The organism is Mucilaginibacter sediminis, assembly GCF_051903035.1.
Classification (GTDB): domain Bacteria; phylum Bacteroidota; class Bacteroidia; order Sphingobacteriales; family Sphingobacteriaceae; genus Mucilaginibacter.
The window spans coordinates 394,839-419,802 of sequence record NZ_CP170602.1; the positions used below are offsets into that span (position 1 = coordinate 394,839).

16 protein-coding genes are annotated in these 24,964 nt (G+C 42.8%); 15 read left to right on the forward strand and 1 reads right to left on the reverse strand.

Translation table 11 applies throughout. The features are described from left to right. Positions 1–39 precede the first annotated feature (39 nt). The 5 genes from ACFGVS_RS01430 to ACFGVS_RS01450 all read left to right on the forward strand — a co-directional run bounded on the left by ACFGVS_RS01430 (position 40) and on the right by ACFGVS_RS01450 (position 8,599). A complete protein-coding gene (locus ACFGVS_RS01430; RefSeq protein ID WP_439697156.1) occupies positions 40–1,662 on the forward strand; it encodes a DUF5008 domain-containing protein in 1,623 nt (540 codons plus the stop codon). A gap of 29 nt (positions 1,663–1,691) precedes the next feature. Next, positions 1,692–3,395 carry an alkaline phosphatase family protein gene (locus tag ACFGVS_RS01435; RefSeq protein ID WP_439697157.1) on the forward strand — a complete coding sequence of 568 codons (1,704 nt, stop codon included), beginning with the start codon at positions 1,692–1,694 and terminating at the stop codon, positions 3,393–3,395. Between the two features lie 24 nt (positions 3,396–3,419). Further along, positions 3,420–4,844 (forward strand): PA14 domain-containing protein, encoded by a 1,425-nt coding sequence (locus tag ACFGVS_RS01440; RefSeq protein WP_439697158.1) that lies wholly within the window; start codon positions 3,420–3,422, stop codon positions 4,842–4,844. Between the two features lie 28 nt (positions 4,845–4,872). Next, positions 4,873–5,685, forward strand: a complete 813-nt coding sequence (locus ACFGVS_RS01445) for a PKD domain-containing protein (protein WP_439697159.1) — start codon at positions 4,873–4,875, stop codon at positions 5,683–5,685. Positions 5,686–6,121: 436 nt separating this feature from the next. Beyond that, positions 6,122–8,599: a glutaminase domain-containing protein gene (locus tag ACFGVS_RS01450; protein WP_439697160.1), complete on the forward strand. Its 2,478-nt coding sequence runs from the start codon at positions 6,122–6,124 to the stop codon at positions 8,597–8,599. A 333-nt stretch (positions 8,600–8,932) separates the two neighbouring features. Here ACFGVS_RS01450 and ACFGVS_RS01455 read toward each other — a convergent pair whose 3' ends face one another. Further along, positions 8,933–10,033: a hypothetical protein gene (locus tag ACFGVS_RS01455; protein WP_439697161.1), complete on the reverse strand. Its 1,101-nt coding sequence runs from the start codon at positions 10,031–10,033 to the stop codon at positions 8,933–8,935. Between the two features lie 680 nt (positions 10,034–10,713). Here ACFGVS_RS01455 and ACFGVS_RS01460 point away from each other — a divergent pair. The 10 genes from ACFGVS_RS01460 (at position 10,714) to ACFGVS_RS01505 (ending at position 24,942) form a co-directional block, all read left to right on the forward strand. Continuing rightward, on the forward strand, positions 10,714–12,423 hold the full coding sequence (locus ACFGVS_RS01460; protein ID WP_439697162.1) for a hypothetical protein: 1,710 nt from the start codon (positions 10,714–10,716) through the stop codon (positions 12,421–12,423). A 29-nt stretch (positions 12,424–12,452) separates the two neighbouring features. Next, positions 12,453–14,054: a M81 family metallopeptidase gene (locus ACFGVS_RS01465; protein ID WP_439697163.1), complete on the forward strand. Its 1,602-nt coding sequence runs from the start codon at positions 12,453–12,455 to the stop codon at positions 14,052–14,054. 54 nt (positions 14,055–14,108) lie between these two features. After that, entirely contained in the window at positions 14,109–14,327 is a 219-nt protein-coding gene (locus tag ACFGVS_RS01470; RefSeq protein WP_090652892.1) for a hypothetical protein, read from the forward strand. After that, positions 14,309–14,695, forward strand: a complete 387-nt coding sequence (locus ACFGVS_RS01475) for a type II toxin-antitoxin system VapC family toxin (protein ID WP_439697164.1) — start codon at positions 14,309–14,311, stop codon at positions 14,693–14,695. The genes ACFGVS_RS01470 and ACFGVS_RS01475 overlap by 19 nt, the downstream gene beginning before the upstream one ends. A gap of 35 nt (positions 14,696–14,730) precedes the next feature. Beyond that, the gene (locus ACFGVS_RS01480) at positions 14,731–15,120 is read left to right on the forward strand and encodes a hypothetical protein (RefSeq protein WP_439697165.1); all 390 of its coding nucleotides are present in this window, start codon (positions 14,731–14,733) and stop codon (positions 15,118–15,120) included. Between the two features lie 107 nt (positions 15,121–15,227). Beyond that, positions 15,228–16,526: an aminotransferase class V-fold PLP-dependent enzyme gene (locus ACFGVS_RS01485; RefSeq protein ID WP_439697166.1), complete on the forward strand. Its 1,299-nt coding sequence runs from the start codon at positions 15,228–15,230 to the stop codon at positions 16,524–16,526. 435 nt (positions 16,527–16,961) lie between these two features. Then, a complete protein-coding gene (locus ACFGVS_RS01490; RefSeq protein ID WP_439697167.1) occupies positions 16,962–17,840 on the forward strand; it encodes an AraC family transcriptional regulator in 879 nt (292 codons plus the stop codon). Positions 17,841–17,955: 115 nt separating this feature from the next. Continuing rightward, positions 17,956–22,110, forward strand: coding sequence for a hybrid sensor histidine kinase/response regulator transcription factor (locus tag ACFGVS_RS01495; protein ID WP_439697168.1), 4,155 nt, complete (start codon positions 17,956–17,958; stop codon positions 22,108–22,110). 50 nt (positions 22,111–22,160) lie between these two features. After that, positions 22,161–23,123: a family 43 glycosylhydrolase gene (locus ACFGVS_RS01500; RefSeq protein ID WP_439697169.1), complete on the forward strand. Its 963-nt coding sequence runs from the start codon at positions 22,161–22,163 to the stop codon at positions 23,121–23,123. A 499-nt stretch (positions 23,124–23,622) separates the two neighbouring features. Continuing rightward, positions 23,623–24,942 (forward strand): IS110 family transposase, encoded by a 1,320-nt coding sequence (locus tag ACFGVS_RS01505; protein ID WP_439697170.1) that lies wholly within the window; start codon positions 23,623–23,625, stop codon positions 24,940–24,942. The last annotated feature ends 22 nt before the right edge of the window (positions 24,943–24,964 follow it).

Sequence of the window (24,964 nt, forward strand, 5' to 3'; positions counted from 1 at the left end):
AATATTTGCGTTGATGTTTGATTAATAACGAATTGACATATGAAAAAAATCAGATACATAATAATACTTGCCATGGCAGCCTTAGTTATACAAAGCTGCAAAAAGACTAAGGAGACCTTTGAAGCTCCTTATGGCGACGGCAAGCCACCGTTAGGCGTTTCTCTTAGCCGCGATGCATTACCAAGCCCCTCATCGGGCGCGGTAGGTGCCGAAATTACATTTAAAGCAACCGGACTCCTGCCTTATAAGGATAAATTGAAATTTATGTTTAACGGCGAGGAGGGGCAAATTACCGAGGTTACCGCAACAGGTATCAAAGTAAAAGTTCCGCCGTTTGGAAGCAGCGGTATTACCTCAATAGCCATAGATGACCAGTTAGTGCTGGGGCCGTTGTTTAAGGTTAACGGACTTATTAACATCGATCCTTCCTTTAGGGCTACCTTGGGTGCAAATAACTTTGTAAGCCAGATATTTCCATTGGCCGATGGCCGGAACCTGGTAATAGGCCGTTTTACCAATTACGATAACAAGGGAATAATTACGCCGCTTAACCGGATTGTAAGAACATCATCCGATGGCGAGTTTGACCGTACATTCAGAACCGGTAAAGCAGCTAACGGTGCTTTAGCCAGGGTTATGCAGATAAACTCGAAGTTTATTATCGCGGGCGGCTTTAGCGGATATAATCAACGGACAGACAATATTAGTAACATAACCAGTTTAGGCGTTGATGGCAGTGTTGATACTATAGGTATAAAAGTATACCGGAGGCCTACACAAAAAGATACCTCGAGGGACACCACCAAATTTTTTCCGAAATTTAACGGCGGTACAAACGAGTTTATAAACAGGGTTTATAATCATCAAAATAAGATACTGGCGACCGGCAACTTCAGGTACTATGTACACCGCACCTATCAAAAGCCCAATCACGACTTTACAAAAGATACGGTTATTGTAGATAGTACCGAAATAAGGCAGGTGCTCCGCTTTAACCTGGATGGATCATTAGATAAAACATTTCGTTTTAACGTGGCTGCCAATAAAGGCCTGCCGGCAGCAAACGGCCCAATAGATTCATATATGCACACAGATGGCGCGCTGATAGAGAAGCTTGTGGTTTTTGGAAGCTTTACAACATTTGATCAAACCCCGGCAGGCCGTATTGTGAGGTTAAATGCCAATGGTGGCATCGATAACACATTTAAAGCAGGCTTGGGGGCCGATAACGGCATATCATCATTAACCTATAACACCGTTACAAAAAAATATCTCATCACCGGGGTATTCAGAACATATAACGGTAAGCCCGTGATAAGTATGGCATTACTTAACCAGGACGGTAGTCTTGATGAGTCATTTGTTCCAAAAGTATTCGAGGGTGGCTACCCGGCCTTTGCAAGGCAACTGGACGATGGCTTAATAGTAGTTAGCGGCGGTTTTAAAAAATATAATAAGGTAACGCGCAACGGATTTATGGTACTTAACTCCAAAGGCGATCTTGCCGGTAACTATAACACTACAGGTCCGTTTTCGGGTGGTCTGTCAGATATCATTGAAACAAAATCGGCCGACGGAAAAAGGGCGTTATACCTGATAGGTGGATTCGACAGGTTTGACAACCAGCCGGTAAATAACATTATACGGGTAACCATTGAATAAATTAAAAAAGAAATTATAACTATAAAAAGATGGGGCAGAAGAAAAAATACCAGGGAATAGTGTTTGGAATAATGTGTTCCATACTGGCCATTGCGGTAATATCCTGTAATAAAGATTTTTTAAAGGCGTTGCCTGATAAAAATTATAGCGATACCACCAGCGTAGCCTACGGTCAACGCAAAGTGTTGTATTTGATTGTTGATGGGGCAAGGGGCGTATCTGTAAACAGCGCCAATGTGCCTAATATTAAAGCCTTATTGCCAAATTCCATTTACAGTTGGGTAGCATTAAGCGATCCTGATTCAACCAGGGATGTTAGTAATTGGGCCAACATGCTAACCGGAGTAAAAAAAGAAAAGCACTTGGTTTTAAATGACAATTTAACCGGGGCGAATTTGGCAAACTACCCGGTTGTGCTTCAAAGAATAAAGGACGAAAAACCTACCGCCAAAATGGTAGCATTTTCGTCTTCGGCAATCTTTAAAAATAATTTTACCACGGGGGCCACTGTAAGTGAATTGTTTGACACCGATGAGCAGATTAAAACAGCTGTTGTAAATGATATCAATACCGATACTGCAAGCTTGATTTTAGGGCATTTTAATGATATCGACGAGGCCGGCGCCAAATACGGTTATGATAACTCGGCTCCCCAATATAAGGCCGCTATTGAAAAGTTTGATGGCCATGTAGGTGCTATAATGGATGCATTAAAAAAACGCAAGAATTATCAGAATGAAGAGTGGCTGGTAGTTATAGCTTCAAGTGGCGGTGGTAAGTTTGCCATACCGGCAAATCAAAACGACAACACAGTTTTTAGCAATACAGCGGCCAATACCTTTACTATTTATTATAGTACAAGGTATAAGCAACGCGTAATAGGAAAACCATTTACCGGAAACCGTTACTTAGGTAAAACAGTAAGGTTGTATGGCGAATCGGTAAGGGCTGAAATTGATACAGCTGATGTGTTTAACCTTGGCGATACTACCAAATTTACCATTGAGCTAAAGGTTAAGAAAAATGAGGATAAGTTTTTTTGGCCAAGCATTTTGGGAAAAAGGCGCGAGTGGTCAGCCGGGCACCCAAGTGTGGGCTGGGTAATTTACCTGGAAGATGCCTATTGGTACTTTGAAATGAGAGGCACAAAAGATGGCGATTACAGGCAATGCAGGGGAGCCGATTTGCAAAAAGGCAGATGGCATAACTTATCTGTTAAATGCGAGATCCGTGCGGGCAAACGCTTTATCAGAACATATACCGACGGTAATTTTAATAACGAAATGGAAATTACATCATCGGGAAGCCTTGATAATAATAACCCCCTGAAATTGGGTTTTTTAAATGGTAACGGACATGGTACACCAGACGTGTATGTAAGCGATATCAGGTTTTTTAAAGTAGATGTACCGGATGCGGTTATTGGCAATTACGCTTGCGAAACGTCTATTTCAGAAGGGCACCCTTATTACAGTTTTCTTGCTGCCTACTGGCCGGGAACCGACGGGCAGGGCGATAAATTGAAAGATGTTGGCCCGCAGGCCCGTGATTTTCAATTAAAGGGAGATTATAAATGGGAAGATTTTAACGACCTGATATGCCCGCCGCCGGCCGAAGCACTTGCTGTATTTGTGCCGCAAACAACAGATATACCTGCGCAAATAATAAACTGGTTCCGGATTCCTAACAGGCAAAGCTGGGGGCTTGATGGCAGAGTTTGGTTAGATCAGTAAAATTAATACACAATAAATTAATTGATGATGAAAAATTATATATACAGTATATTACTTGGGATAACCCTTATCACTGTTTCCTGTAAGCATAATAACCTTGACGACGTAGGTTTAATTAAAAATAATGCAGTAAGTATTTCTGGTGATGGTGTTGTTGTTGCGGGAGTAACAAAGGATAATGAAACGGTAAAGGTTCCGTTTAAAATATCACTGTCTGCGGCTGCAAGTAAAGCTTTTCAGGTAGGTATTACCCTTAATAGTGACACCGTTAATCAACTAATAGCCAACGGCACTTTAAAAAATACTATAGTATTATCTAATGGGGCTATTGATTATCCAAGTGTAATTAATGTGTCGTATGGTTCAGATAGCGCTACGGGAGTTGCAATAGTAAGGCTTACAGCGCTTGAGGCTAATTATGGTAAAAATGTAGCATTTGCTTTTAAACTTACCGACCCCGGAAAAGGTAACCAGGTTAAAGCGTCCAAATCAAATATTATGGTTGTACTTAATACCAAGCAACTGATAGACGAAAAAGATATCCATTATCTTTCCATTGTAAATGGTGGCACTATTATGAGTGTTGATTATAAAAAGAATTACACTACTTCTCCGGCAGGCATTACCATACCGCTGATAGTCAATTTGTCCGGGCAGGCCGGTACTGCATTTAATGTGCACGTAAAGCTAAATACGGATACCATTAACAAGCTTGTAAGCAGCAAAATATTACCGGCTAATTCCATCAACTTAAGCCCGGCCAATTTTACTATTGATACCTTAATCAGGGTAAATTCAAATTCAAATACGGCTCAAATACGCCTACAGATAGGGTGGCCGGTTTTTGATGCCAATATCACGGCAAACAAAAAATTTGCGTTTGCAATAAGCTTAAGCGCCCCAACAAGGCATATTTTACACCCAACAAGCAGCAAAATAATTGTTTTGGTAGAGCCTACGGTTAATCTCGACAACAATTCATACATAACCGGTAATGGCACTGGCCTGAAAGCCGAGTATTTTTCAAACAATCAGCAACTCGATTTTGATGGGCGGGCGCCATCACTGGTAAGGATAGACGAAACTATTGATTTTGGCGGAGATTGGCTGCCCTCATCCATTGTCAGCAATGATAACTATTCATCAAGATGGACCGGCGAGTTTTTAGCCCCGGTTCGCGGCGAGTATATATTTTATCAAACACGCTGGGATGATGGTGCAAGGTTGTTTATTGATGGTAAAGCGGTTATCGATGATTTTACTACCCAATGGGACCTGCCAAGCAGATTTGCCAAAGTGACCCTCGAACGCGGAAAGCGATACAAGATAGAAGCAGACCACCGCGAAAATGTTGGCGGTCAACAGGCCAGGCTTGAATATGAAGTGCCATCGGCAGGCATAAACGGAAGACGGATTGTACCTAAAAGTCAATTATTTCCAGCACAATAATCATTTATAACGATTAATAAAAATGCAAATGAAAAAGTTATTCAGCATTATATCAGCACTTATACTCATTGTAACGTTGTCGGTAGGATGTAAAAAGGATAAACCGGTAGATACTACCGTAGTTGAAGAACCTGTGCCCTTAACAGGCTTTACCGTGGCGAAGGCAGATAGTGTTGATTTTCTGAAATATCAGTTTACCAACACTTCAACCAATTATAAAGAGTTATTATGGCAATTTGGCGACGATAGCACTTCTATCGAAAAGTCGCCGCTGCACAAATATGCATTTGAGGGCATATACCACGTAGTACTAACATCAAGAAACTCGCAGGGGCTTTCGTCGAGCCGGGAAATAATATTGAACGTAGCGGACCCTAATTTTGACAGAACAAAAGTTGGGGAAAGCTATTTTGCCACTATTGGCGGTACCCTTACTGTTTCGCGCGATAATGGCGGTGGCCCCAACTCAAACGAGGGGTCTTTAAAAGTAGTTGACGGTGATCCCAATTCAAAGTTTTTTCAATCCGGCTTTTCCGGCGACCTGGTGTTGAAGTATGAGCTTAAAACAGCTGCCCTTGCAGGGGCGTACACTTTGATAAGCGGTAATGATTCGCCCGATCGGGATCCTAAAACCTGGATATTACAAGGTTCGGAAGATGGGATAAAATGGATAAACTTACATTCGCGCACAGGGGAGTTGTTTTCTGGCCGCGCCCAGCGTAAATTATATCATTTCAATAATAATGTACCCTACAAGTTTTACAGGTTAAGCATCAAGGCAAATAACGGCAGCCGCGATTTTCAAATGGCCGAATGGACAGTAAATAAAAAGCAACCCTAAGTCTAAATATTTATGGTCGCGTTTTACTGACGCTGGACTTTTAATTTCATCAAACTAAATAAAGCAAAGTTGCGGTTGAAAAAACGGAAAATGCTTTGAGCGGCAAGACATTAAAAAGTGTCATTCTGGTTACGGTTTTTAATTTTTCAGGTATCGGCGTTATGACAGATACAATTTTATTACAGGTTAAAATTGTGTTTATCATAACGCCTAAATCCGGTACTTAGCATTAAGAAATACTTTTGACTTGCAAAAGGCTCGGGCGCTAATTGATAATTTGTTTACCCGAAATGGGTTACTGGAGCCATCTTTTATTGCCGAATCATAACCGTTAATTGTTAAGCATCTATAACCGCTCCGGATACACATCTTACTTAGCGCGGCGGTTAATTATTCATTTTTGAACGATAATAAATTTACAAATACATACCATTTAATGAGGACCGAAATCAATAAAATAAAAATACTTGGCTTTATAGGATGCCTTTTTGCCGGCATGTTGCTCAAAGCACAGGATCGAAAGGCGCCATCTTATCCATTGATCACACATAATACCTATTTTAGCATTTGGTCTAATACTGATAAGTTAAACGAGTCGCCTACAACACATTGGACGGGTGCCGAGCAGTCACTTTTAGGCCTGATAAACGTTGATGGCAATGTTTTCCGTTTTATGGGAATGGAAAGCCCCAATTATATAACCATTCTTCCTGCTTCAGATGAAGGCGCTTACCAGGTGCAGTATACAGAAACGAAGCCCCAGGGAAATTGGAATTCACCTGAATATGCAGCTTCAGATTGGAAAACAGGTTCGGCACCAATTGGGGACGATATTAAAAACGTAAAAACCATTTGGCGCTCAAACGAAATATGGGTGAGAAGGTTGTTCAGGGTTTCCAATATGGCGGCAATTAATAAGCTTTTTTTAAAGATAAACCACGATGATAATATCCAGGTTTTTCTTAACGGGAAAAAGGTATATGTTAAAGAAGGCTGGACAAGTGATTTTCAATATATCGTGCTAAATGATAAAAATGTACTTAAGGACGGCGATAACACTATTGCTATACATTTAATGAATACTGCTGGCGGCAGGCATCTTGATTTTGGATTGGTTGACAGACAAAAAGATAAAGCTGGTAAAGTGCAGGTAGCCAGGCAAAAAAATGTTGATGTAAATGCTACCCAAACCATTTATGATTTTAGCTGCGGTAAAATAGACCTGAAATTAACCTTTACCTCGCCGCTATTGATGAACGACCTGCAACTGTTTGCCAGGCCTGTGTCTTATATTACCTGCCGGGTGAAAGCAAATGATGGCAAAACACACCAGGTTAAGGTTTCCTTAAGCGCATCATCTAATATTGCTGTTTATAATCCGACCCGGGAGGTAACAACTCAAAAATACGCTACCAGTAAATTGTCGATTTTAAAAACGGGAACTATTGAACAACCGGTTTTGCAAAAAGCAGGTGACGACATGCGGATTGATTGGGGCTATTTTTATGTTGCTGCCCCCAAAACAAGCAATGCCATTCAATTTGTTACACCCGGAAAAGATGCCGCCAGCGCTTTTATAAAAGGTAATTATCAATCAACGGCTAAGCAAGGTAAAATGCTGGCATTAAATACCATTATACCTTTTGGTGCAGTTGGTAAAGCCCCGGCCGAAAAATTTCTCGAGTTGGGTTATGATGAGATTTACTCCGTTCAATACTTTAACAATAATTTGAGGCCGTGGTGGAACACTTCGGGAAAAGCAACTATTGAAGGGGAATTAACTGATGCCGCCTTGCAGTACAAAAATGTAATGGGTAAATGCGATGATCTTAATAAATCAATTTATGCCGATGCTTTAAAATCTGGCGGCGTGGAATATGCACACCTGTGTATGTTAAGCTACCGGCAAAGTATCGCTGCACATACGCTGGTTAAAAGTCCGCAAGGTGATCTGTTATGGTTGTCGAAAGAAAACAATAGCGGCGGTTTCATCAATACTGTTGATGTAACGTATCCATCAGCACCGTTATATTTAATTTATAATCCGGTACTATTACAAGGGATGCTCAATGGCATTTTTTATTTTAGTGAAAGCGGAAAATATCCCCATCCATGGGCCGCGCATGATTTAGGAACTTATCCGTTAGCAAACGGCCAAACCTATGGCGAACCGATGCCAATCGAAGAATCTGGAAATATGATTATTTTAACAGCTGCAATTGCAAAAGCCCAGGGTAATGCAAATTATGCAAAGCTGCATTGGAAAACACTTAGCACCTGGGTTGATTATTTAGCAAAAGAAGGGTTAGACCCTAAGATGCAGTTATGTACCGACGATTTTGCGGGCCATTTAGCAAGAAATGCTAATTTATCTGTAAAAGCCATTGTGAGTATTGCCTGTTATGCACAAATGGCAGAAACGCTGGGTTATACCGAAATTGCCGGTAAGTACAGGGCCATTGCTGTTAACATGGTGCCTAAATGGATGGAAATGGCTGACGGGGGCGATCACTATGCATTAACTTTTGATGATAAAAGTACATGGAGCCAAAAATATAATCTGGTTTGGGACAAAGTTTTGAACTTAAACTTGTTCCCGCAAAAAGTATATGATACAGAAGTTAAATACTATTTAACTAAGCAAAATAAATACGGTATTCCGTTGGATAGCAGGAAATCTTATACTAAAAACGACTGGATTTTGTGGACGGCAACTTTTGCACCAACTCAGAATGAATTCCAGGCATTGATTCATCCAGTTTATAAACACGCAATTGAAACACAGTCAAGAGTACCTTTGAACGATTTTTATGACTCAAATACAGGCATCCGCGATAATTTTAAAGCCCGGAGTGTAGTTGGTGGTTTTTATATGAAAATGCTGGCTGATAAACTAAAAATTACAAAAAAGTAAATTGAAATAATAGCAGTAAATGAGATTACTCTTTTTAATCTATTTCATAGGGCAAATGTTCCTGATAATTAATAGGCAAATTTATGCTTGCTAAGGATGGACTGGTCTGCCGATGCTAAAGCGATATTTCGTGTGAGGGTAAAAGACAATAAAACCGGTAATCCCCTGCGAGGTAAATTAGAAGTATTATTTGTGTACAAACGGTAGCCTTCGAGAGGGGCGGAGGGGGGGATACAAGCGAACGCTGGGTAACACACTCTTGCCGTGGCTAAATCCGGAGTACCCTCTCTTCAGAAAGGGCCTCAAACAATCGGATATTCTAACAAGGCGTCTTCACTTATTTTTAGCTGTATCCGGGCCGTAAAAAGTTGTTCCGCCAATTTTGGTGGTTACTTTTAGTTTTTGGGTGGTGGCAACTTTATCTTTTTTTACCAAGGCGAGGTATTTTTTTAAGATTGCCTTTTGTTGCGGCGTTCCTTCTTTTGCTACCCTGGTTAACTGGTCGTGAAAGGCATCTACAAACAGGGTGTCGTTGCCAAAATCTCCAAAACAGGCTATCTTTTTGGCATTAAGGTCGTCGGGCGTGTTTTGCCAGGATAGAATTTCAAGCTTATAAATGTGTTGTTTATTATCCCAAATGTACCCTACCCCAGCGTCGCCTTTTACTAATGGGATATCCGGATTTGCACACCATGCACAATCGCCATCTTTTACAGCCCCGGGAAAAAAGCTGTAAACATAATTAACGTCCAGTCTGTCTGATTCGTCGCCGCTGAACTCAAAGCTTGTGGTTACTGCCTGGTTCATATAAAGCCCCCAGCCATAAATATGAACATCATTAAGCAGGTTAAGGCATTTGTAAACCTTGTTATTTATCAGTTTGTAAAAAGTGTAACCATCTTTAAAAATTCCCGAGCCATGTTCATATACCCGTTTGAAATAAAAAACTTTATTTTTTGAAAAGTTATCCGCGATAGAAAGACTTGGCGATGAATAAAATGTATCGATATCTTCAAGGTAAAGCAGGTACCAGCTGCCATTTATTTGCTTAAAAACACAAAGGTAGGGCGACGTAATATCCCAGCCCAATAAACAAATCATTTCATCGCCCGGTTCGCCATCAAGGTTGGCAAATATTGGGTTAAAAACTCTGCCGTAGCCTTCATCAACATGTTGGGCGTGCGGATTAACAAGTGAATCAGGTTTAATGAAGCCTTCAAACTGGGTTAGCAAAGGCTTAATATTTCGGGTGTAATCAAAATGCCGCACCTTCTCTATCCAGGCCGTTGGTATAGCTATCCTCACATTATAATCATCGTGCCGGCTGGTGTCCCGGTAAATATTTTTCTCCGGCTTTGCGGGATTATTGTCATGACGGCCGCAGCCAAAAAACAAGGGAAACAGAAGCAAAATAATAGCAAAAAAGCGGCGCATGGTTAGGTTGGTATTTGGGTATTAATTTAAGGAATAAGTGCCGCATTTATTTAATAAACCTGAAATATTGCACCATCTGCTAAGCCCTCAACCGGGGCTGTTCTCCTGGGCGTTCCGCTTTAGGTCGTGCTTTCTCCTTATACTTACAAGGGCTAAAGCCACCTGCCCTATATTCGGTACAATCACTAACGTGAAATTGAGTTGATAAATGAACTTTGAGTAAGCTGCTAATTCGGTTTAGCGCAACGGCTGGCTATCACCGGATGTGCTTAGAAGCCATAGATATGGTTGCTAATTCGGTTTAGCATTATAACGCTAAATCCGGAGCACCCCTCTCGAAAGCTACAGCGTGTGCACATCTAAGCTTATAGCGTCAAGAAGATATAAGCATCAAACGATACCTTGTTTTTATTGGCTGATAGTGGTTAAATGATCCAGGTACCAGAGGGACTTGCATTGGCCAACAACAGGCACAAATATTTGGATGCTTCTAAATTGTACGATCAGTTTAATGTTAACCATGTTTAAATTTAAAATACTGACTATAAAATACTTAAAAAAAATAAAATTAAAATGTGTTAAGTTATGTTAACCCAATTAGATGCGTTTGCCCTGTACTTTTAGATCACTTTTTTACAAACTCATCTTTTTCCCTATATTTAATCCCAAAGCCGCCCTACATGAAAAAGCTGATCTTATTCATACTCCTTATCTCTCCATTTTTTGTAAACGCCCAAACATTCAGGGTAAACATCGATCCTTCGCTTGGCGAAAGCAAAGAATTGGATGGCAGGCTGTTATTGTTGTTATCAAAAAACAACAAAGCCGAGCCCCGTTTTCAGGTGAGTGACGGTGCCGAATCGCAGCTGGTTTTTGGGATGGATATCAACGGGTGGCAACCTGGTACCAGCCAATTAATAGATGTACAGGCTTACGGTTATCCGCTGGAGCGTTTGAAGGATGTGCCTGCCGGCGATTATTATGTGCAGGTGCTGTTACATAAATACGAGACCTTTCATCTTAAAACCGGCCAAACCGTAAAGCTGCCGATGGATAGGGGCGAGGGCCAGCATTGGAATATGGCGCCTGGCAATATATATTCGGCCCCGGTCAAAATTTATTTCGACCCGGCTGTTTCTAACGAATTAACGCTTAATATCAGCAAGGTTATCCCGCCTATAGAAGCGCCTAAGGATACTAAATACATCAAACACATCAAAATCCAAAGCAAACTGCTGACCGAATTTTGGGGCAGGCCGATGTATCTTGGTGCAAACATATTGATACCCGCAGGTTTCGACGAGCACCCTAATGTGAAATATCCCCTGGCTATTTTCCACGGGCATTTCCCTGCCGACCTGGAAGGTTTCAGCACCACGCCGCCCGACCCGAATTTGAAACCCGATACTTCGGCACGTTTCCATATCACGGGCTATAACAGGATAGTGCAGCAGGAGGCCTATGATTTTTACAAACAATGGACAGGGCCTGCCTTCCCGCGGGTGCTGGCCATCGAAATTCAGCATGCCAACCCGTATTATGATGATTCATATGCCGTCAACTCGGCCAATCTTGGTCCGTACGGCGATGCGATCACTTACGAATTAATCCCCGAGATTGAGAAGCAATTCAGGGGGATAGGTAAAGGATGGGCCAGGTTTATGTATGGTGGCTCCACAGGTGGCTGGGAAGTACTGGCCGCGCAGGTTTTTTATCCCAACGAGTATAACGGCTGCTACGCGGCCTGCCCCGACCCGGTAGACTTTCACCACTACATGACCATCAACCTTTATGGGGATAAAAACGCCTATTTCCTGTCGTCAGATTTTAAACAAACACCCCGCCCCGAAGAGCGCGACTACCTGGGCCATGTAGGATCGACCATGAAAGAGGTAAACCAAAGCGAACTGGCAATAGGCACACGCAGTCGCAGCGGTGGTCAGTTTGATATCTGGGAGGCCGTATTTTCGCCCATGGATAAGGATGGTTACCCCAAACGCATCTACGATAAAAATACCGGCGCTATAGATACTTCGGTTGCCGCCTACTGGCGCGAGCACTTTGACCTTACGCACATCATCCAACGCGACTGGCCAAAAATCGGCAACAGCCTGAAAGGTAAAATTCATATTTACGTAGGCGATATGGACACCTACTACCTCAACAACGCCGTTTACACCGCCGAAGACATGCTCAAAAAGCTCAATAACCCCAACTGTAACTGCGAAGTTGACTACGGCGACCGTGCCGAACACTGCTGGAACGGCGACCATACCCAACCCAACTACATCAGCCGCCTTCGCTACCACCAAATGTTTATCAAAAAATGGGCCGCTGAAATTAAAACCAGGGCACCAAAAGGGGCCGATTTGAAGAGCTGGAGGTATTAGTATAATAACACATAATTTATCTGATAGCTATGCTTAAACATTCATTACCGGCAATACTATTATTTAGTTTTACTTTTTGTTTGGCGGCCACCTTGCCCAATAAACACAGACACGGTAGCAGGCCATCCGATAACAGCCCTATGGTAAAACCACTGCCCCGGATAGCCATTTGCGGACTGGGTATCGAGTCGAGTACGTTTTCGCCGGCACTAACGGATGAAGCCGCTTTTCATGCCAAATACGGGGCCGAAGTTTTTAGTTCGTACCCATTTATGGCTGCCGACTCGCCTTTGCGCAAGAGTGCGGTTTGGTTCCCGGCTTTGATGGGCAAAAGTCTGCCCGGTGGGGCGGTTACCAGGGCTGCTTATGAGTCGCTGGTTGGTAAAACTTTAGATTCGCTTAAAAAACACCTGCCTTATGACGGGTTGTATTTTGATATTCATGGCGCCATGAGCGTTGTGGGATTGGATGACCCCGAGGGCGACCTAATAACCAGGATAAGGAAAGTAGTGGGCACAAAAACGCTTATCTCCACATCTATGGACCTGCACGGCAATGTTTCCTGGCGGCTGGCCCAAAATACCGACCTGATTACCTGCTACCGCATGGCCCCGCATGAAGATGCCATGCAAACCAAACAGCGGGCTGTTGAAAACCTGATCAGCCGGATTGAAACCGGTAAAGGAAAACCGGCGTTCAAGGCCTATATCTCTATCCCTATTTTACTGCCCGGCGAAAAAACAAGCACCCGGATTGAACCCGGTAAAAGCATATACAAGGCTGTAGCCCCGGCTTCGGTACAGCCGGGCGTCATTGATGCCGCCATTTGGATTGGCTACGCCTGGGCCGATGAGCCGCGCAACCACGCCGTAGTAATGGTAACCGGCGACGATAAAGCCGTAGTAACAGCCGCCGCCGAAAAGCTGGCCCAAAACTTTTGGGATGCCCGCAAAGCCTTTGAATTTGTAGCACCTACAGGTACTTTAGCAGAATGCCTTGATAAGGCCGTAGCCAGCCCAAAGCATCCATTTTACATCAGCGATTCGGGCGATAACCCAACTGCTGGCGGGGCAGGCGATGCCACCTGGACGCTAACCCAGATATTGGCCCGGCCGGAGTTTAAAACCGATGCAGGCCCATCGTTGCTGTATGCATCCATCCCTGCGCCGCAATTGATCAAAAGCGCCATTGCCGCTGGTATAGGCGGCCATGTGGATGGTTTGGCCGGCGCAGCAGTTGATGCCCGTTTTGCACCGCCCGTAAGGCTATCGGGCACGGTAGAATCAATCCAATACGGCGATAAGGATGCCGAGGTGGAGGCTGTGATAAAAGTGGGCAGCGTACACGTGATCGTCACCCAAAAACGCAAGCCATATCACAAAGAAATTGACTTTACCCGCCTGGGCTTAAACCCCCGCACCGCCGGTATTGTGGTAGTGAAAATTGGCTACCTTGAGCCCGAACTATATGCCATGCGCGCCGATTGGCTGCTGGCCATAACCCCCGGCGGGGTTGATCAGAACATCGAACGTTTGCCATACCATCGCATCCAGCGCCCCATGTTCCCGCTGGATAAGGACATGAAAGACCCGGATTTGAAAGCGAAGCTGGTGCCGGCGGCGGGTGAATGAATTGGATATATCTATGAGATAAGTTTTGTATATTTGGTAAAAGATAAACTAAAGATGGAAACGGTTTTGCTTCAGATAAATAACAATAAAGCTTACAAACTGATCGAAGATCTTGAGGCTTTACATATTGTTAAGGTTCTTGAGAAAAGTAGTAAGCCAAAACAAAAACTCTCCGAACGATTTGCCGGCTCACTCAATCTTTCTAAAGAGGAATATAACAACTTTCAAAACTCAATCGAACAAGGTAGAAACGAGTGGGAAAGGGATATTTAATAGATTCTAATGTGGTAATAGGGTATTTAGATAATAAATTACCTGAATCCGGCATGAAATTCATGCATGCAATAGTTGACGAAACTCCAAATATCTCAGTAGTTACTAAAATTGAAGTCCTTAGGTTTAATACGTCTGACGATGTTTATAAGACATTACACGATTTTGTTTCAGAAAGTATCGTTTTTGAAATTAATGATCAGGTTGTAGATAAAACGATAACCATATGTAAAGGCCAGCGCATTAAACTCCCTGATGCTATCATTGCAGCTACAGCCATCGTTGGTGATCTGACATTGATCACACGCAACACCTCTGATTTTAAAAATATTACAGATTTGGAGCTTTTAGATCCATGGAAGCAATAACTTTCATCCCTTGATAATATATGTAACTCAATTCAATGAAAACAACCGTACTCATATCCCGCTTGTTGCTTGGCTTTTTATACCTGGTGTTTGGCCTTGATTATTTCCTGCATTTTATACCGTACCAGCCCTTACATACCGGCGCTGCGGGAGCCTTCATCGCCGGGTTAAAAGGTACCGGGTACTTTTATCCTATTCAAAAAGTAATACAGATAACAGGCGGCCTGTCGCTGCTCACTAATCGTTACGCGCCCTTTTCGGCGGTGGTGCTGTTCCCTATCAGTTTAAATGTGTTGTTGTTTCACACCTTCCTGGTGCCGTCGGGTTGGCTGATGGGCGTTTTCCTGGTAGCCCCAAACCTGCTTTTAGGCTTTGGGTATTGGAAGTACTATAAAGCAATGTTTGTTGCAAAGGCGGTGGTGTAACAGCTTAGCTAATACATTTCATTAAATCGCTTCTAATCAGTAATCTCAGCAGCAAAAAACACGGGCCAATTGCTTGTTTGTATGCATCAAATACGCTAAATTCGTTCATGACCAATAATCGACGCAGTTTCATCAAACAGGCGGCCGTACTTACCGGCGCTTTTTCGGCTACAAGCTTGTTTAACCAGGCGCATGCCGCCGACTGGACATCAGCATTAAACAGGGTAAGCCGTTTAACGCCGCAAGAGGTGGCGCAGGACGAGGATTTTTGGGGCGTTATTCAGCGGTCGTACTCGGTAAGCGCCAATATCATCAACCTGAACAATGGCGGTGTGTCGCCATCGCCAATTGTGGTGCAGCAGGCTGTAGAGCGCTACAATCAGCTTACCAACGAAGGTCCGTCGTACTTTATGTGGCGCATCCTTGACCAGGGACGCGAGCCATTGCGCGAAAAGCTTGCCTTGCTCGCCGGTACCCTGCCCGATGAAATTGCCGTAAACCGTAACGCTACCGAGGCGTTAAATACCATCATCTTTGGCCTGCCCTTAAAAAGCGGCGATGAAGTGATTGGGGCAAGGTTAGATTATCCACACATGGTACAGGCTTATCGCCAGCGTGCACTGCGCGAAGGCATAGTTTACAAACAACTCACTTTCGACTTCCCGATTGAGAATGACGAGCAGATTGTAAAAGCTTACCAGGATGCCATCACCTCCAAAACAAAACTGATACACGTTACGCATATAGTAAACTACGTAGGCCAAATTATGCCTGTACGCAAAATTTGCGATATGGCACATGCCCGGGGCATAGAGGTTATTGTAGACGGGGCCCATTCTTTCGGGCTGCTCGACTTTAAGATTCCCGATTTAAATTGCGATTACTTTGGCACCAGTCTGCATAAATTCCTGTCGGCACCTATAGGCAGCGGCATGATGTGGATTAAAAAAGAAAAGATAAGTAAAGTAATGCCGCTTTTGTGCGATGATAACCCGCAGGGGCCTGATATCCGCAAGTTTGAAAACCTGGGCACCCGTAGCTTCCCGATAGAGCAGGGGATAGGCGAGGCCATCAACTTTCAGTTGGCTATTGGCAGCAAACGTAAGGAGGATCGCATCCGTTATCTTAAAAATTACTGGGCTACCAAAGTACAGCACCTGCCCAAAGTAAAGCTGCATACCTCGCTAAAACCCGAATACTCCTGCGCTATCTGCGGCATATCTATTGATGGCATGACTCCCGCGCAACTGGATGCCGCGTTGTTTAACCAGTATAAAATTCACCAGGTATCTATCGTGTTTGAAAACGTAAGCTGTGTGCGCATAACCCCGCACGTATACACTACCCTTGCCGACCTTGATAAGCTGGTAAAAGCAATTACAGAAATAGCCGGCAAAGCCACCTGATATTAGGTTAATCATGATAGTCCTTAGTCGAAAGTTTTAAGTTCTGAAAGGCTGCCTGAAATTAAAAATCAGGCCGTGGTTGCGAGTGACTACCAGCCCTGGCCGAAAAAAACAGTAATGACGTGTTGGCTTATACATATAATGGGCCTGTCACCCTGAGCCTGTCGAAGGGTCGCGCGTAAAGGCTTTTGCCCACTATGCTTCGACGGGGCTCAGCATGACAGCCCTCTTTTAATATTGATTCTACATAGTATCTTTAAATAGTATTACTCACTTAACAATAACATTTGTCTTGGTGCCGAAAAGGCGGTATAAAAAAACTGCTTAACATTTGCTGTAGAAACTGTAACATTTGTGGCATTAAAAAAAAGGGCAATCGCATAGTTTTACGCCATAAACCGTAATTCCAGGTTGCCAATAATTTAAATGTATCAAATGGCGGTTCCTAATGTGATGCGCGAAACTACGTCCCTGAATATGGGCGATTGTTTTTCGATATTTTCGAAAGTAAAGGAGAAGTTTGATTTTCCTTTACATTACCACAACGAATATGAGTTAAACCTGATCATAAATGCCAAAGGCGCCAAACGCATTATTGGCGATAGTATAGAAACTATTGACGATATTGAGCTGGTGTTTATCGGCCCAAACGTTTACCACGGCTGGTTTACGGGCGAATGTACCAGCGAGGCCATTAACGAGGTTACCATCCAGTTTCATACTGATTTATTTGATGAAAAGTTTTTACAACGCAACCAGTTGTTTTATATCAAAAGCATGTTTGAAAACGCCCGGCGTGGCCTGGTTTTCTCGTATGAAACTACCCGCGATATTACCCGGCGTATATTAAACCTTAGCAATAAGGACGGCTTTAACTCGGTGGTGGAGCTGCTTGCCATACTGCATACCCTATCTACATCCAAAAATATGCGGATGCTATCTGATCCTGGCTTTTCGGACGAAAAATTCAGGTATACCAACGGGCGTGTTGATAAGGTTTTTGATTATATGGAAACCAATTTCGACAAGCGTTTAACACTTGCCGAAGTAGCCACGGTTGCCAACATGCCCGAGGCCTCGTTTTGCCGGTTCCTGAAAAAAAATACCGGCAAATCGTTTATTGAAAGCCTTAACGATATCAGGCTGGGCAATGCATCCCGTATGCTCATAAACACCACGCACTCTATTGCCGAAATTGCCTATCAATGCGGCTTCAATAATATTTCAAACTTCAACCGGATTTTTAAGCGCAATAAGCTATGTGTCCCTAAAGAATTCAGGAAGGCATACACGCTTGGTGCCAGGGTAAGTTAATACCATTTTAATAATTAAATATATTGATGTTAATATAACACTTATTATGTAATTTTATAAATCCTATAAACCGGATTATTAAACCCCGCAATCGATTGTTGGTAATTGCTAAATAATGAGTTTTAAAGTTTATATAACATTTATATTTCTTGTTTTTACCCATCAGTGGCTATCTGGCCAAAGTCGCTTATATAAATTTTCGCGGTTAGATATTACCGATGGCTTATCTGATAATCACGTCAATTGTATTTTTAAAGACGAAAAAGGGTTCATGTGGTTTGGCACAAACTCGGGCCTGAGTAGGTATGACGGGTTTAAATTTAAGGTTTTTAAGCACGAGGCCGATAATCCTAATTCGCTAAGTGAAAGCTTTGTCTCGCGCATCAGCGAGGGGCCTGATAAAAAGCTGTGGATATTTACGCACAGCAACATTAGTATTTATGACCCCGCGACCGAAAATTTTGCTATTAACGTTGCCGATGAGCTTAGGCGTTATAAAATTATAACCAGTGATGTAACACTCATACGAAAGGATAAAGACGGCGGCTTTTGGTTTATTACTAAAAATAAGGGCGTGTACAGGTATAACCCGGCTGATGGTTCTACGTCGTTTTATTGCACATCATCCTTTTCAAAAACCATTTTGCATTCAGATGCCATAATGGATGTGGCGGTCACAAAAAACAATGCCGTTTGGTTAATTTACAGCGATGGTATTATCGACTTGTTAGATACCCGGTTAAATAAGATCATCAAGCGTTTTGATGGGCTGGCTAAGGCTAATTTGTATAAACTGGAATCGTACACGCTGGCAGTTGATAATAAAAGTAACCTGTGGATTTATTCGGCCGCGGGGCCTTTTGGCACCTACTGCTTTAATACCCAAAACTATTCGCTATTACACTTTAGTAAAGATACGCCCGATGGCCGGCTAAACTCCAATATTGTAAATACCGTAATACAGGGCGATGATAACAAAATATGGATAGGCACCGATCATGGTGGCATCAACGTACTTGATCCGGTAACCCATAAAGTAAGCTACCTGGTAAATAAAGAGGATGACCCGCAATCCATCAGCGGTAACAGTGTTTTCTTATACCGGGACGATGCGGGCATTGTTTGGGCAGGTACTTTTAAGCAGGGCATAAGTTATTACCACAAGGCTATTATGCAATTTCCGGTTTACAGGCATTTATTAACAGATAAAAACAGCCTGCCTTATGAGGATATTAATGCTTTTGCCGAAGAACGTAACGGTAATTTATGGATAGGTACAAATGGAGGTGGCCTTATTAATTTTAACCCGGAAACAAAAAAATATACCCAATTCAAGCACGATGCTGCAGATCCTAATAGTTTATCAATCGATATTATCATAAGCTTATACGTTGACCATGAAAATAAACTTTGGATAGGCACCTATTTTGGTGGGCTGGATTGTTTTGACGGTAAAAAGTTTACCCATTACCGCCACAGCGATAAAGATAAAACTACCATTACCGACGACCGGGTTTATACCATAATTGAAGATGCTGCCCGGAATTTATGGGTAGGAACCTTTGCAGGCGGATTGAATGTGCTTGACCGTAAAAGCAATACTTTCCGCCATCCCGAGTATAAAATGGTATCTGATTATACCGCTTTTTTTTACAGGGACAGGCAGCAAAATATTTGGATAGGCCGCGATAAAGGCGTTGATGTGATAGAGAGCAAAACAAACCGGGTGCGGCATTACTATTATCAGCCTAAAAAACCAAACAGCCTTGCAGGCAGCGATGTAAATGTAATTACCCAGGATAGCCGCGGATTAATGTGGATTGGCACAAAAAGTGGTTTAAGCATACTTAATACCCAAACCAACACATTTTTAAATGTAGATAAAGGCATGGGTTGGCCGGTAAACAATGTGTCGAATATTTTGGAAGATAACCAGGGCCGGATGTGGGTAAGTACAACCAATGGTCTTTCAAACATCAGCTTAACGGCGGCAGGCGGTCAATATAAATTCCAGGTTGATAATTATAACGAGGCAGATGGCTTACAGGCCCGTGATTTTAATTTATATGCCGCAACAAAGCTGAGGAACGGGCAAATGGCATTCGGCGGCGCACATGGGTTTAATCTATTTGACCCGGCAGTAATAAACACCCTTAAACCCAATACCAAACTGGTATTTACTGATTTTAGGTTGTTTAACAAAAGCGTAGCCGCCGGCGATTCGGTAAAGGGCAGGGTTGTGCTAAACAAAGCCATAGCAGAAACAGAATGGGTAACCCTTAACCATAATGAAAATGTATTTGATATAGAGTTTGCTGCCAACGAGTATTTTTACCCCAATAAAATAAGTTACCAGTATACCCTTGAAGGCTTTGATAAAGGCTGGATCACGTTCCCGGCCAACAGCCACAGTGTTACCTACACCAATCTTGACGGTGGCGATTATACTTTTAAAGTAAGGGAATTAAATACAGCTAAAGAGATCTCGCTAAAAATTACGGTTCAGCCGCCTTTTTGGAAAACACCAATAGCATACATTGCTTACATGCTGCTTGCCCTTGGGCTGTTGTTTTACATCAGGCACCGCGGTATAACCAAACTGGAGCGGCAATTTGAATTTAAACAGGCCGAGATAGAAGCTGAAAGAAAACTTGCCAGCCAGCGCGAAGAAGCGCAGCGCATGCACCAGCTTGATTTAATGAAGATTAAATTCTTTGTTAACATCAGCCACGAGTTTCGTACGCCGTTGTCATTAATCCTGTCGCCAATTGATGATCTTATTAAGGTATCTGATAACCCCGATCAGCAGCATCATTTAACCATGATTAAGCGCAACAGCAAGCGCTTACTTAACCTGGTTAACCAGTTGATAGATTTCAGGAAAATGGAGCATAACGAATTGAAGCTTAGCTTAAACAAGGGCGATATTATTCAATTTATAAAGGAGGTTTCTTCGTCATTTACAGATGTAGCCCATCAAAAGAAAATTCAATACCTGTTTGAAAGCGAGCTGCACTCTTTTACTACCAAATTTGACCAGGATAAAATAGAAAGGATACTGTTTAACCTGCTATCAAACGCGTTTAAGTTTACGCCGGCAGGCGGCAGCATCAGTGTAATTTTAAATACCCCGCAGGTTGCAAATTTGCCGGCTGATAAAAGGATGCTCGAAATCAGGGTAATTGATACAGGTATCGGGATCACGAAAGAAAACCAGGAGATGATTTTTGAACGGTTTTTTCAGGATAATATTCCCGAAAGCCTGCTAAACCAGGGCAGCGGAATTGGCTTATCAATAACAAAAGAGTTTATAAAGATACATGGCGGAACGATAAGGCTGGAAAGCGAACCCGAATATGGCAGTTGTTTTATTGTAAGTATACCATTTGAGGGCAAAACCGAGAAACTGACGCTTGCGCCTGCAATACAGGAAAATAACACGCTGCCAACGTTAAAAAACACCGAAGGTATACAGGGTTCAAACAAAAAACCAACGGTTTTATTAATTGAGGACGATGACGATATGCGTTTTTACCTGAAAGAAAACCTGAAAGATCATTTCCACATTATTGAGGCCATAAATGGTAAAGAAGGTTGGCAAAAGGCGCTTGCCCTGCATCCCAAATTAATAGTGAGCGATGTAACCATGCCCGAAATGAATGGTTTTGAGTTATCGCGAAAGTTAAAGGGAGATAGCCGTACATCGCACATCCCCGTTATATTGCTAACCGCTATGGCCGGCGAAGATGATCAGCTGGTGGGCTTGGAATGCGGCGCTAACGATTATATTGTTAAACCATTTAACTCGGGCATCCTGCTATCCAAAATCAATAATTTATTGCTGATGCAGCAAACGTTTAAGGAAACCTATCAAAAGCAGGTTGATATTCAATCGCAGGATGTGGTGGTAGTATCTGAAGATGAGAAATTCCTGAAAAACGCGCTTGACTTTATTGAGCAAAATATCACCAAACCCAATTTCTCGGTAGAAGAGCTAGCCAGGCACCTGGCGCTAAGCAGGGTATCCCTTTACCGTAAATTATTGAGCCTTACCGGTAAAACACCGGTTGATTGTATCCGCACCATTCGTTTGCAGCGTGCCGTACAGCTACTGGAGCGAAGCAAGCTAAGCATCGCCAATGTTGCTTACGAAGTTGGTTTTAATAATGCCGCCTATTTTGCAAAAGTGTTTAAAGAGGAGTTTGGTATGCTACCATCTGAATACATTGCCGAGCTGAAGAATAAGGAGCACGAAGATATTTTGGCGTAGCAATAGCACAATTGATACCCTTAATTGATAAAATTGTTAATTTGCGCATCATGAGGATATTTAAAACCGCGTTGCTGGTAACATTATTTTTTAGTTTTTTGCTGACAGCCACTGCGCAAACAAAGGCTGTAAATAATCCCATTGTTAAAGGCTACTACGCCGATCCTACAATAATTAAAGATAAAGGGCTTTTTTATATCTATGCCACCATTGATCCCTGGGGAGGCAACGAGTTGGGGGTATTGGTAACCAAAAATTTTGTGACCTTTAAAACAGAACATATTAACTGGCCTACTAAGCAAGCCTGTACAAGCCCCACCTCCAATAATTCCATGGTATGGGCACCATCCATCCGCAAGGCAGCCAACGGCAAGTATTACCTGTACGTAGCAGTTGGCAGCGAGTTGTGGGTAGGGGTGAGCAGTCACCCGCTTGGCCCGTGGAAAAATGCAAAAGCCGATAATACACCCTTGGTTGCAGGCAATAAATACCCTGGTGTTCATAATATCGATCCCGATTGCTTTATTGACCAGGATGGGCAGGCTTATTTATACTGGGGATCTGGTTTTAAATGGGTAAATGGCCATTGCATGGCCGTAAAGCTTAAAAAAGATATGGTCACTTTTGATGGCGAACCAAAGGATATTACCCCTGCCCATTACTTTGAAGCGCCGCATATGGTTAAGCGCGGCGGCTTGTATTACCTGATGTATTCATACGGTAAAGCCATTGATGCCACTTACCAGGTGCGCTATTCTGTAAGTAAAACGCCCTTTGGCCCGTGGACGGAGGGCCAGTATGATCCTATCCTGGCAACCACACCCGATAGTACCACAATCGGGCCGGGCCATCACACCGTGTTTCAGCAAAACGGCCAGTATTATATTTTATACCACCGTATTCATCCCCAGAATAAAGAATATGTATTGCGCGAGCTTTGTTTAGATAGCCTGAACTTTGATAAGCAAGGCAATATTTTAAAAATTAAGCCATCGGCGTTGAGCCGTTTTTAAGTCTTGAGTCTTGAGTTGAAAGTTCTGAGTCGGAAGTTATTTGAATAATTTAAACTACCGTCATTGGGAGTGACCAACAGGTAAAACCTAAAAAAATGGGGATGACGCTGGCTTATGTATATAATTGGCCTGTCACCCTGAGCCTGTCGAAGGGTCGCGCGGAGAGGCCTTTGCCCGATATGCTTCGACGGGGCTACCCATGACATGTTGTACTTTCGAGGTGTGCAGGCCTGTCACACTGAGTAAGTTTTATTTGCGCACAAATAATGTCATTGCAGATGACAAGCTATTCCCGAATTTTGTAAAAAAGCAACTTATGGCAGTGTAGCAGTTTAGCTCCTGGTGTTTTTTACCCGCCCCTGAGTTTTGCTTCAGGAAATAGCGTAAGCATTTTGGTGATACTGTTAGCAGCAGCATTCCCGTATGGCAGCGTGCCTTTTTTATCTATCGCTCTCCTGAGCCATAAGTTGCTTAATTATTAGATCTTAAAAGCAAAGTTATGGCAAAAGAAACAACTTTTGAAACAGTTCATGAAAACGTTGCGGGTATTGATATCGGCGCGGAACAAATTTTTGTATCCCCGGACGGACAAGAAGTGGTCACCTTTGAAACCTTTACATCGAGCTATTATGCCTGTGCAATATATCTGCGGGAAAAGGGGATAAAAAAGGTTGCGATGGAAGCGACAGGGGTATACTGGATCGCTTTGTACTTTCTATTAGAAGAACTTGGCATGCTGGTATGCCTGGTCAACCCTAAAGAAACAAAACAAGCAAAAGGGAGAAAAACAGACGTAAGGGACTGTCAGTGGATCCAAAAGCTATTTGCAGCCGGCATCCTGCGTCATAGTTTCATTCCACAAGGCAAATTCATGGAACTTCGTCACTTAGTCCGTGAGCGGCTGGATATCATAAGCATGGGCAGTACCTATGTTAATAAAATGCAAAAATGCCTGGAACTGATGAACATCAAGCTTCCGGAAGTCCTTAGCCAGATCCATGGCACCAGCGGGATCAATATGATCAAGGCCATATTATCGGGTAGCCGTGATGCTGCTTATTTGCTTAGTCTTTGTGATGACCGTATCCAAAAGTATAAAGGCGAAAAAGTAATAAAAGCTTTGGAGGGGCGATATAATGATACTTACTTGTTTATGCTTGAGCAGAACCTAAAGCTTTGGGAAATTCATCAGCAACAAATAAAAACGATCGATAAGGAAATAGCTCACTTGCTGGATGAACTAAGTGAAGACAAAGAAGAAGTGGCAGCAGGCAAAGCTAAACCAATACGTCACCATGCACCCAAAATAAAAGGGCTTCATGCTACCATGGCCCGTTTATACGGCGTAGATCTTACCAGTATTCCGGGAATAAATGACTACACAGCATTGCGTTTAATTGGCGAAACAGGAACGGATATGAGTCGTTTTGCTACCGCTAAAAACTTTGTAAACTGGGCGAGCCTATCGCCAAAAAGTCACCGGAGCGGAAAAACGAAAAAAAACGTGAGAGGTATGCCTTGCAATGTTGCCGGACAAATCTTTAAACAGTGTGCTCAATCACTATTGAAAAGTAAAGATAGTGCCATCGGAAGTTTTATGAGAAAGCTTCGCGGCCGGAAAGACTCGGGAATAGCCATAAAAGCAGGTGCCAGAAAGCTGGCTATAGCCTACTACAATACATTAACCAAAGGAACCGCGTACGTAGAAGAGGGAACTAGGCGTTATGAAGAGCAACTAAAGAAGAGAGAAATGGCATCATTGAAAAGATTAGCTAAAAAACACAATTTACAACTGATTGAAAATCAAAATGCTGCCTAATGTGTCAATGGCAGCCTGTCGA

Excerpts from the sequence above, each read along its gene's own strand:
- ACFGVS_RS01430 (WP_439697156.1), top strand. The coding sequence starts at position 40 with ATGAAAAAAATCAGATACATAATAATACTTGCCATGGCAGCCTTAGTT.
- ACFGVS_RS01435 (WP_439697157.1), top strand. The coding sequence starts at position 1,692 with ATGGGGCAGAAGAAAAAATACCAGGGAATAGTGTTTGGAATAATGTGT.
- ACFGVS_RS01440 (WP_439697158.1), top strand. The coding sequence starts at position 3,420 with ATGATGAAAAATTATATATACAGTATATTACTTGGGATAACCCTTATC.
- ACFGVS_RS01445 (WP_439697159.1), top strand. The coding sequence starts at position 4,873 with ATGAAAAAGTTATTCAGCATTATATCAGCACTTATACTCATTGTAACG.
- ACFGVS_RS01450 (WP_439697160.1), top strand. The coding sequence starts at position 6,122 with ATGAGGACCGAAATCAATAAAATAAAAATACTTGGCTTTATAGGATGC.
- ACFGVS_RS01455 (WP_439697161.1), bottom strand. The coding sequence starts at position 10,033 with ATGCGCCGCTTTTTTGCTATTATTTTGCTTCTGTTTCCCTTGTTTTTT.
- ACFGVS_RS01460 (WP_439697162.1), top strand. The coding sequence starts at position 10,714 with ATGAAAAAGCTGATCTTATTCATACTCCTTATCTCTCCATTTTTTGTA.
- ACFGVS_RS01465 (WP_439697163.1), top strand. The coding sequence starts at position 12,453 with ATGCTTAAACATTCATTACCGGCAATACTATTATTTAGTTTTACTTTT.
- ACFGVS_RS01470 (WP_090652892.1), top strand. The coding sequence starts at position 14,109 with ATGGAAACGGTTTTGCTTCAGATAAATAACAATAAAGCTTACAAACTG.
- ACFGVS_RS01480 (WP_439697165.1), top strand. The coding sequence starts at position 14,731 with ATGAAAACAACCGTACTCATATCCCGCTTGTTGCTTGGCTTTTTATAC.
- ACFGVS_RS01485 (WP_439697166.1), top strand. The coding sequence starts at position 15,228 with ATGACCAATAATCGACGCAGTTTCATCAAACAGGCGGCCGTACTTACC.
- ACFGVS_RS01490 (WP_439697167.1), top strand. The coding sequence starts at position 16,962 with ATGGCGGTTCCTAATGTGATGCGCGAAACTACGTCCCTGAATATGGGC.
- ACFGVS_RS01495 (WP_439697168.1), top strand. The coding sequence starts at position 17,956 with ATGAGTTTTAAAGTTTATATAACATTTATATTTCTTGTTTTTACCCAT.
- ACFGVS_RS01500 (WP_439697169.1), top strand. The coding sequence starts at position 22,161 with ATGAGGATATTTAAAACCGCGTTGCTGGTAACATTATTTTTTAGTTTT.
- ACFGVS_RS01505 (WP_439697170.1), top strand. The coding sequence starts at position 23,623 with ATGGCAAAAGAAACAACTTTTGAAACAGTTCATGAAAACGTTGCGGGT.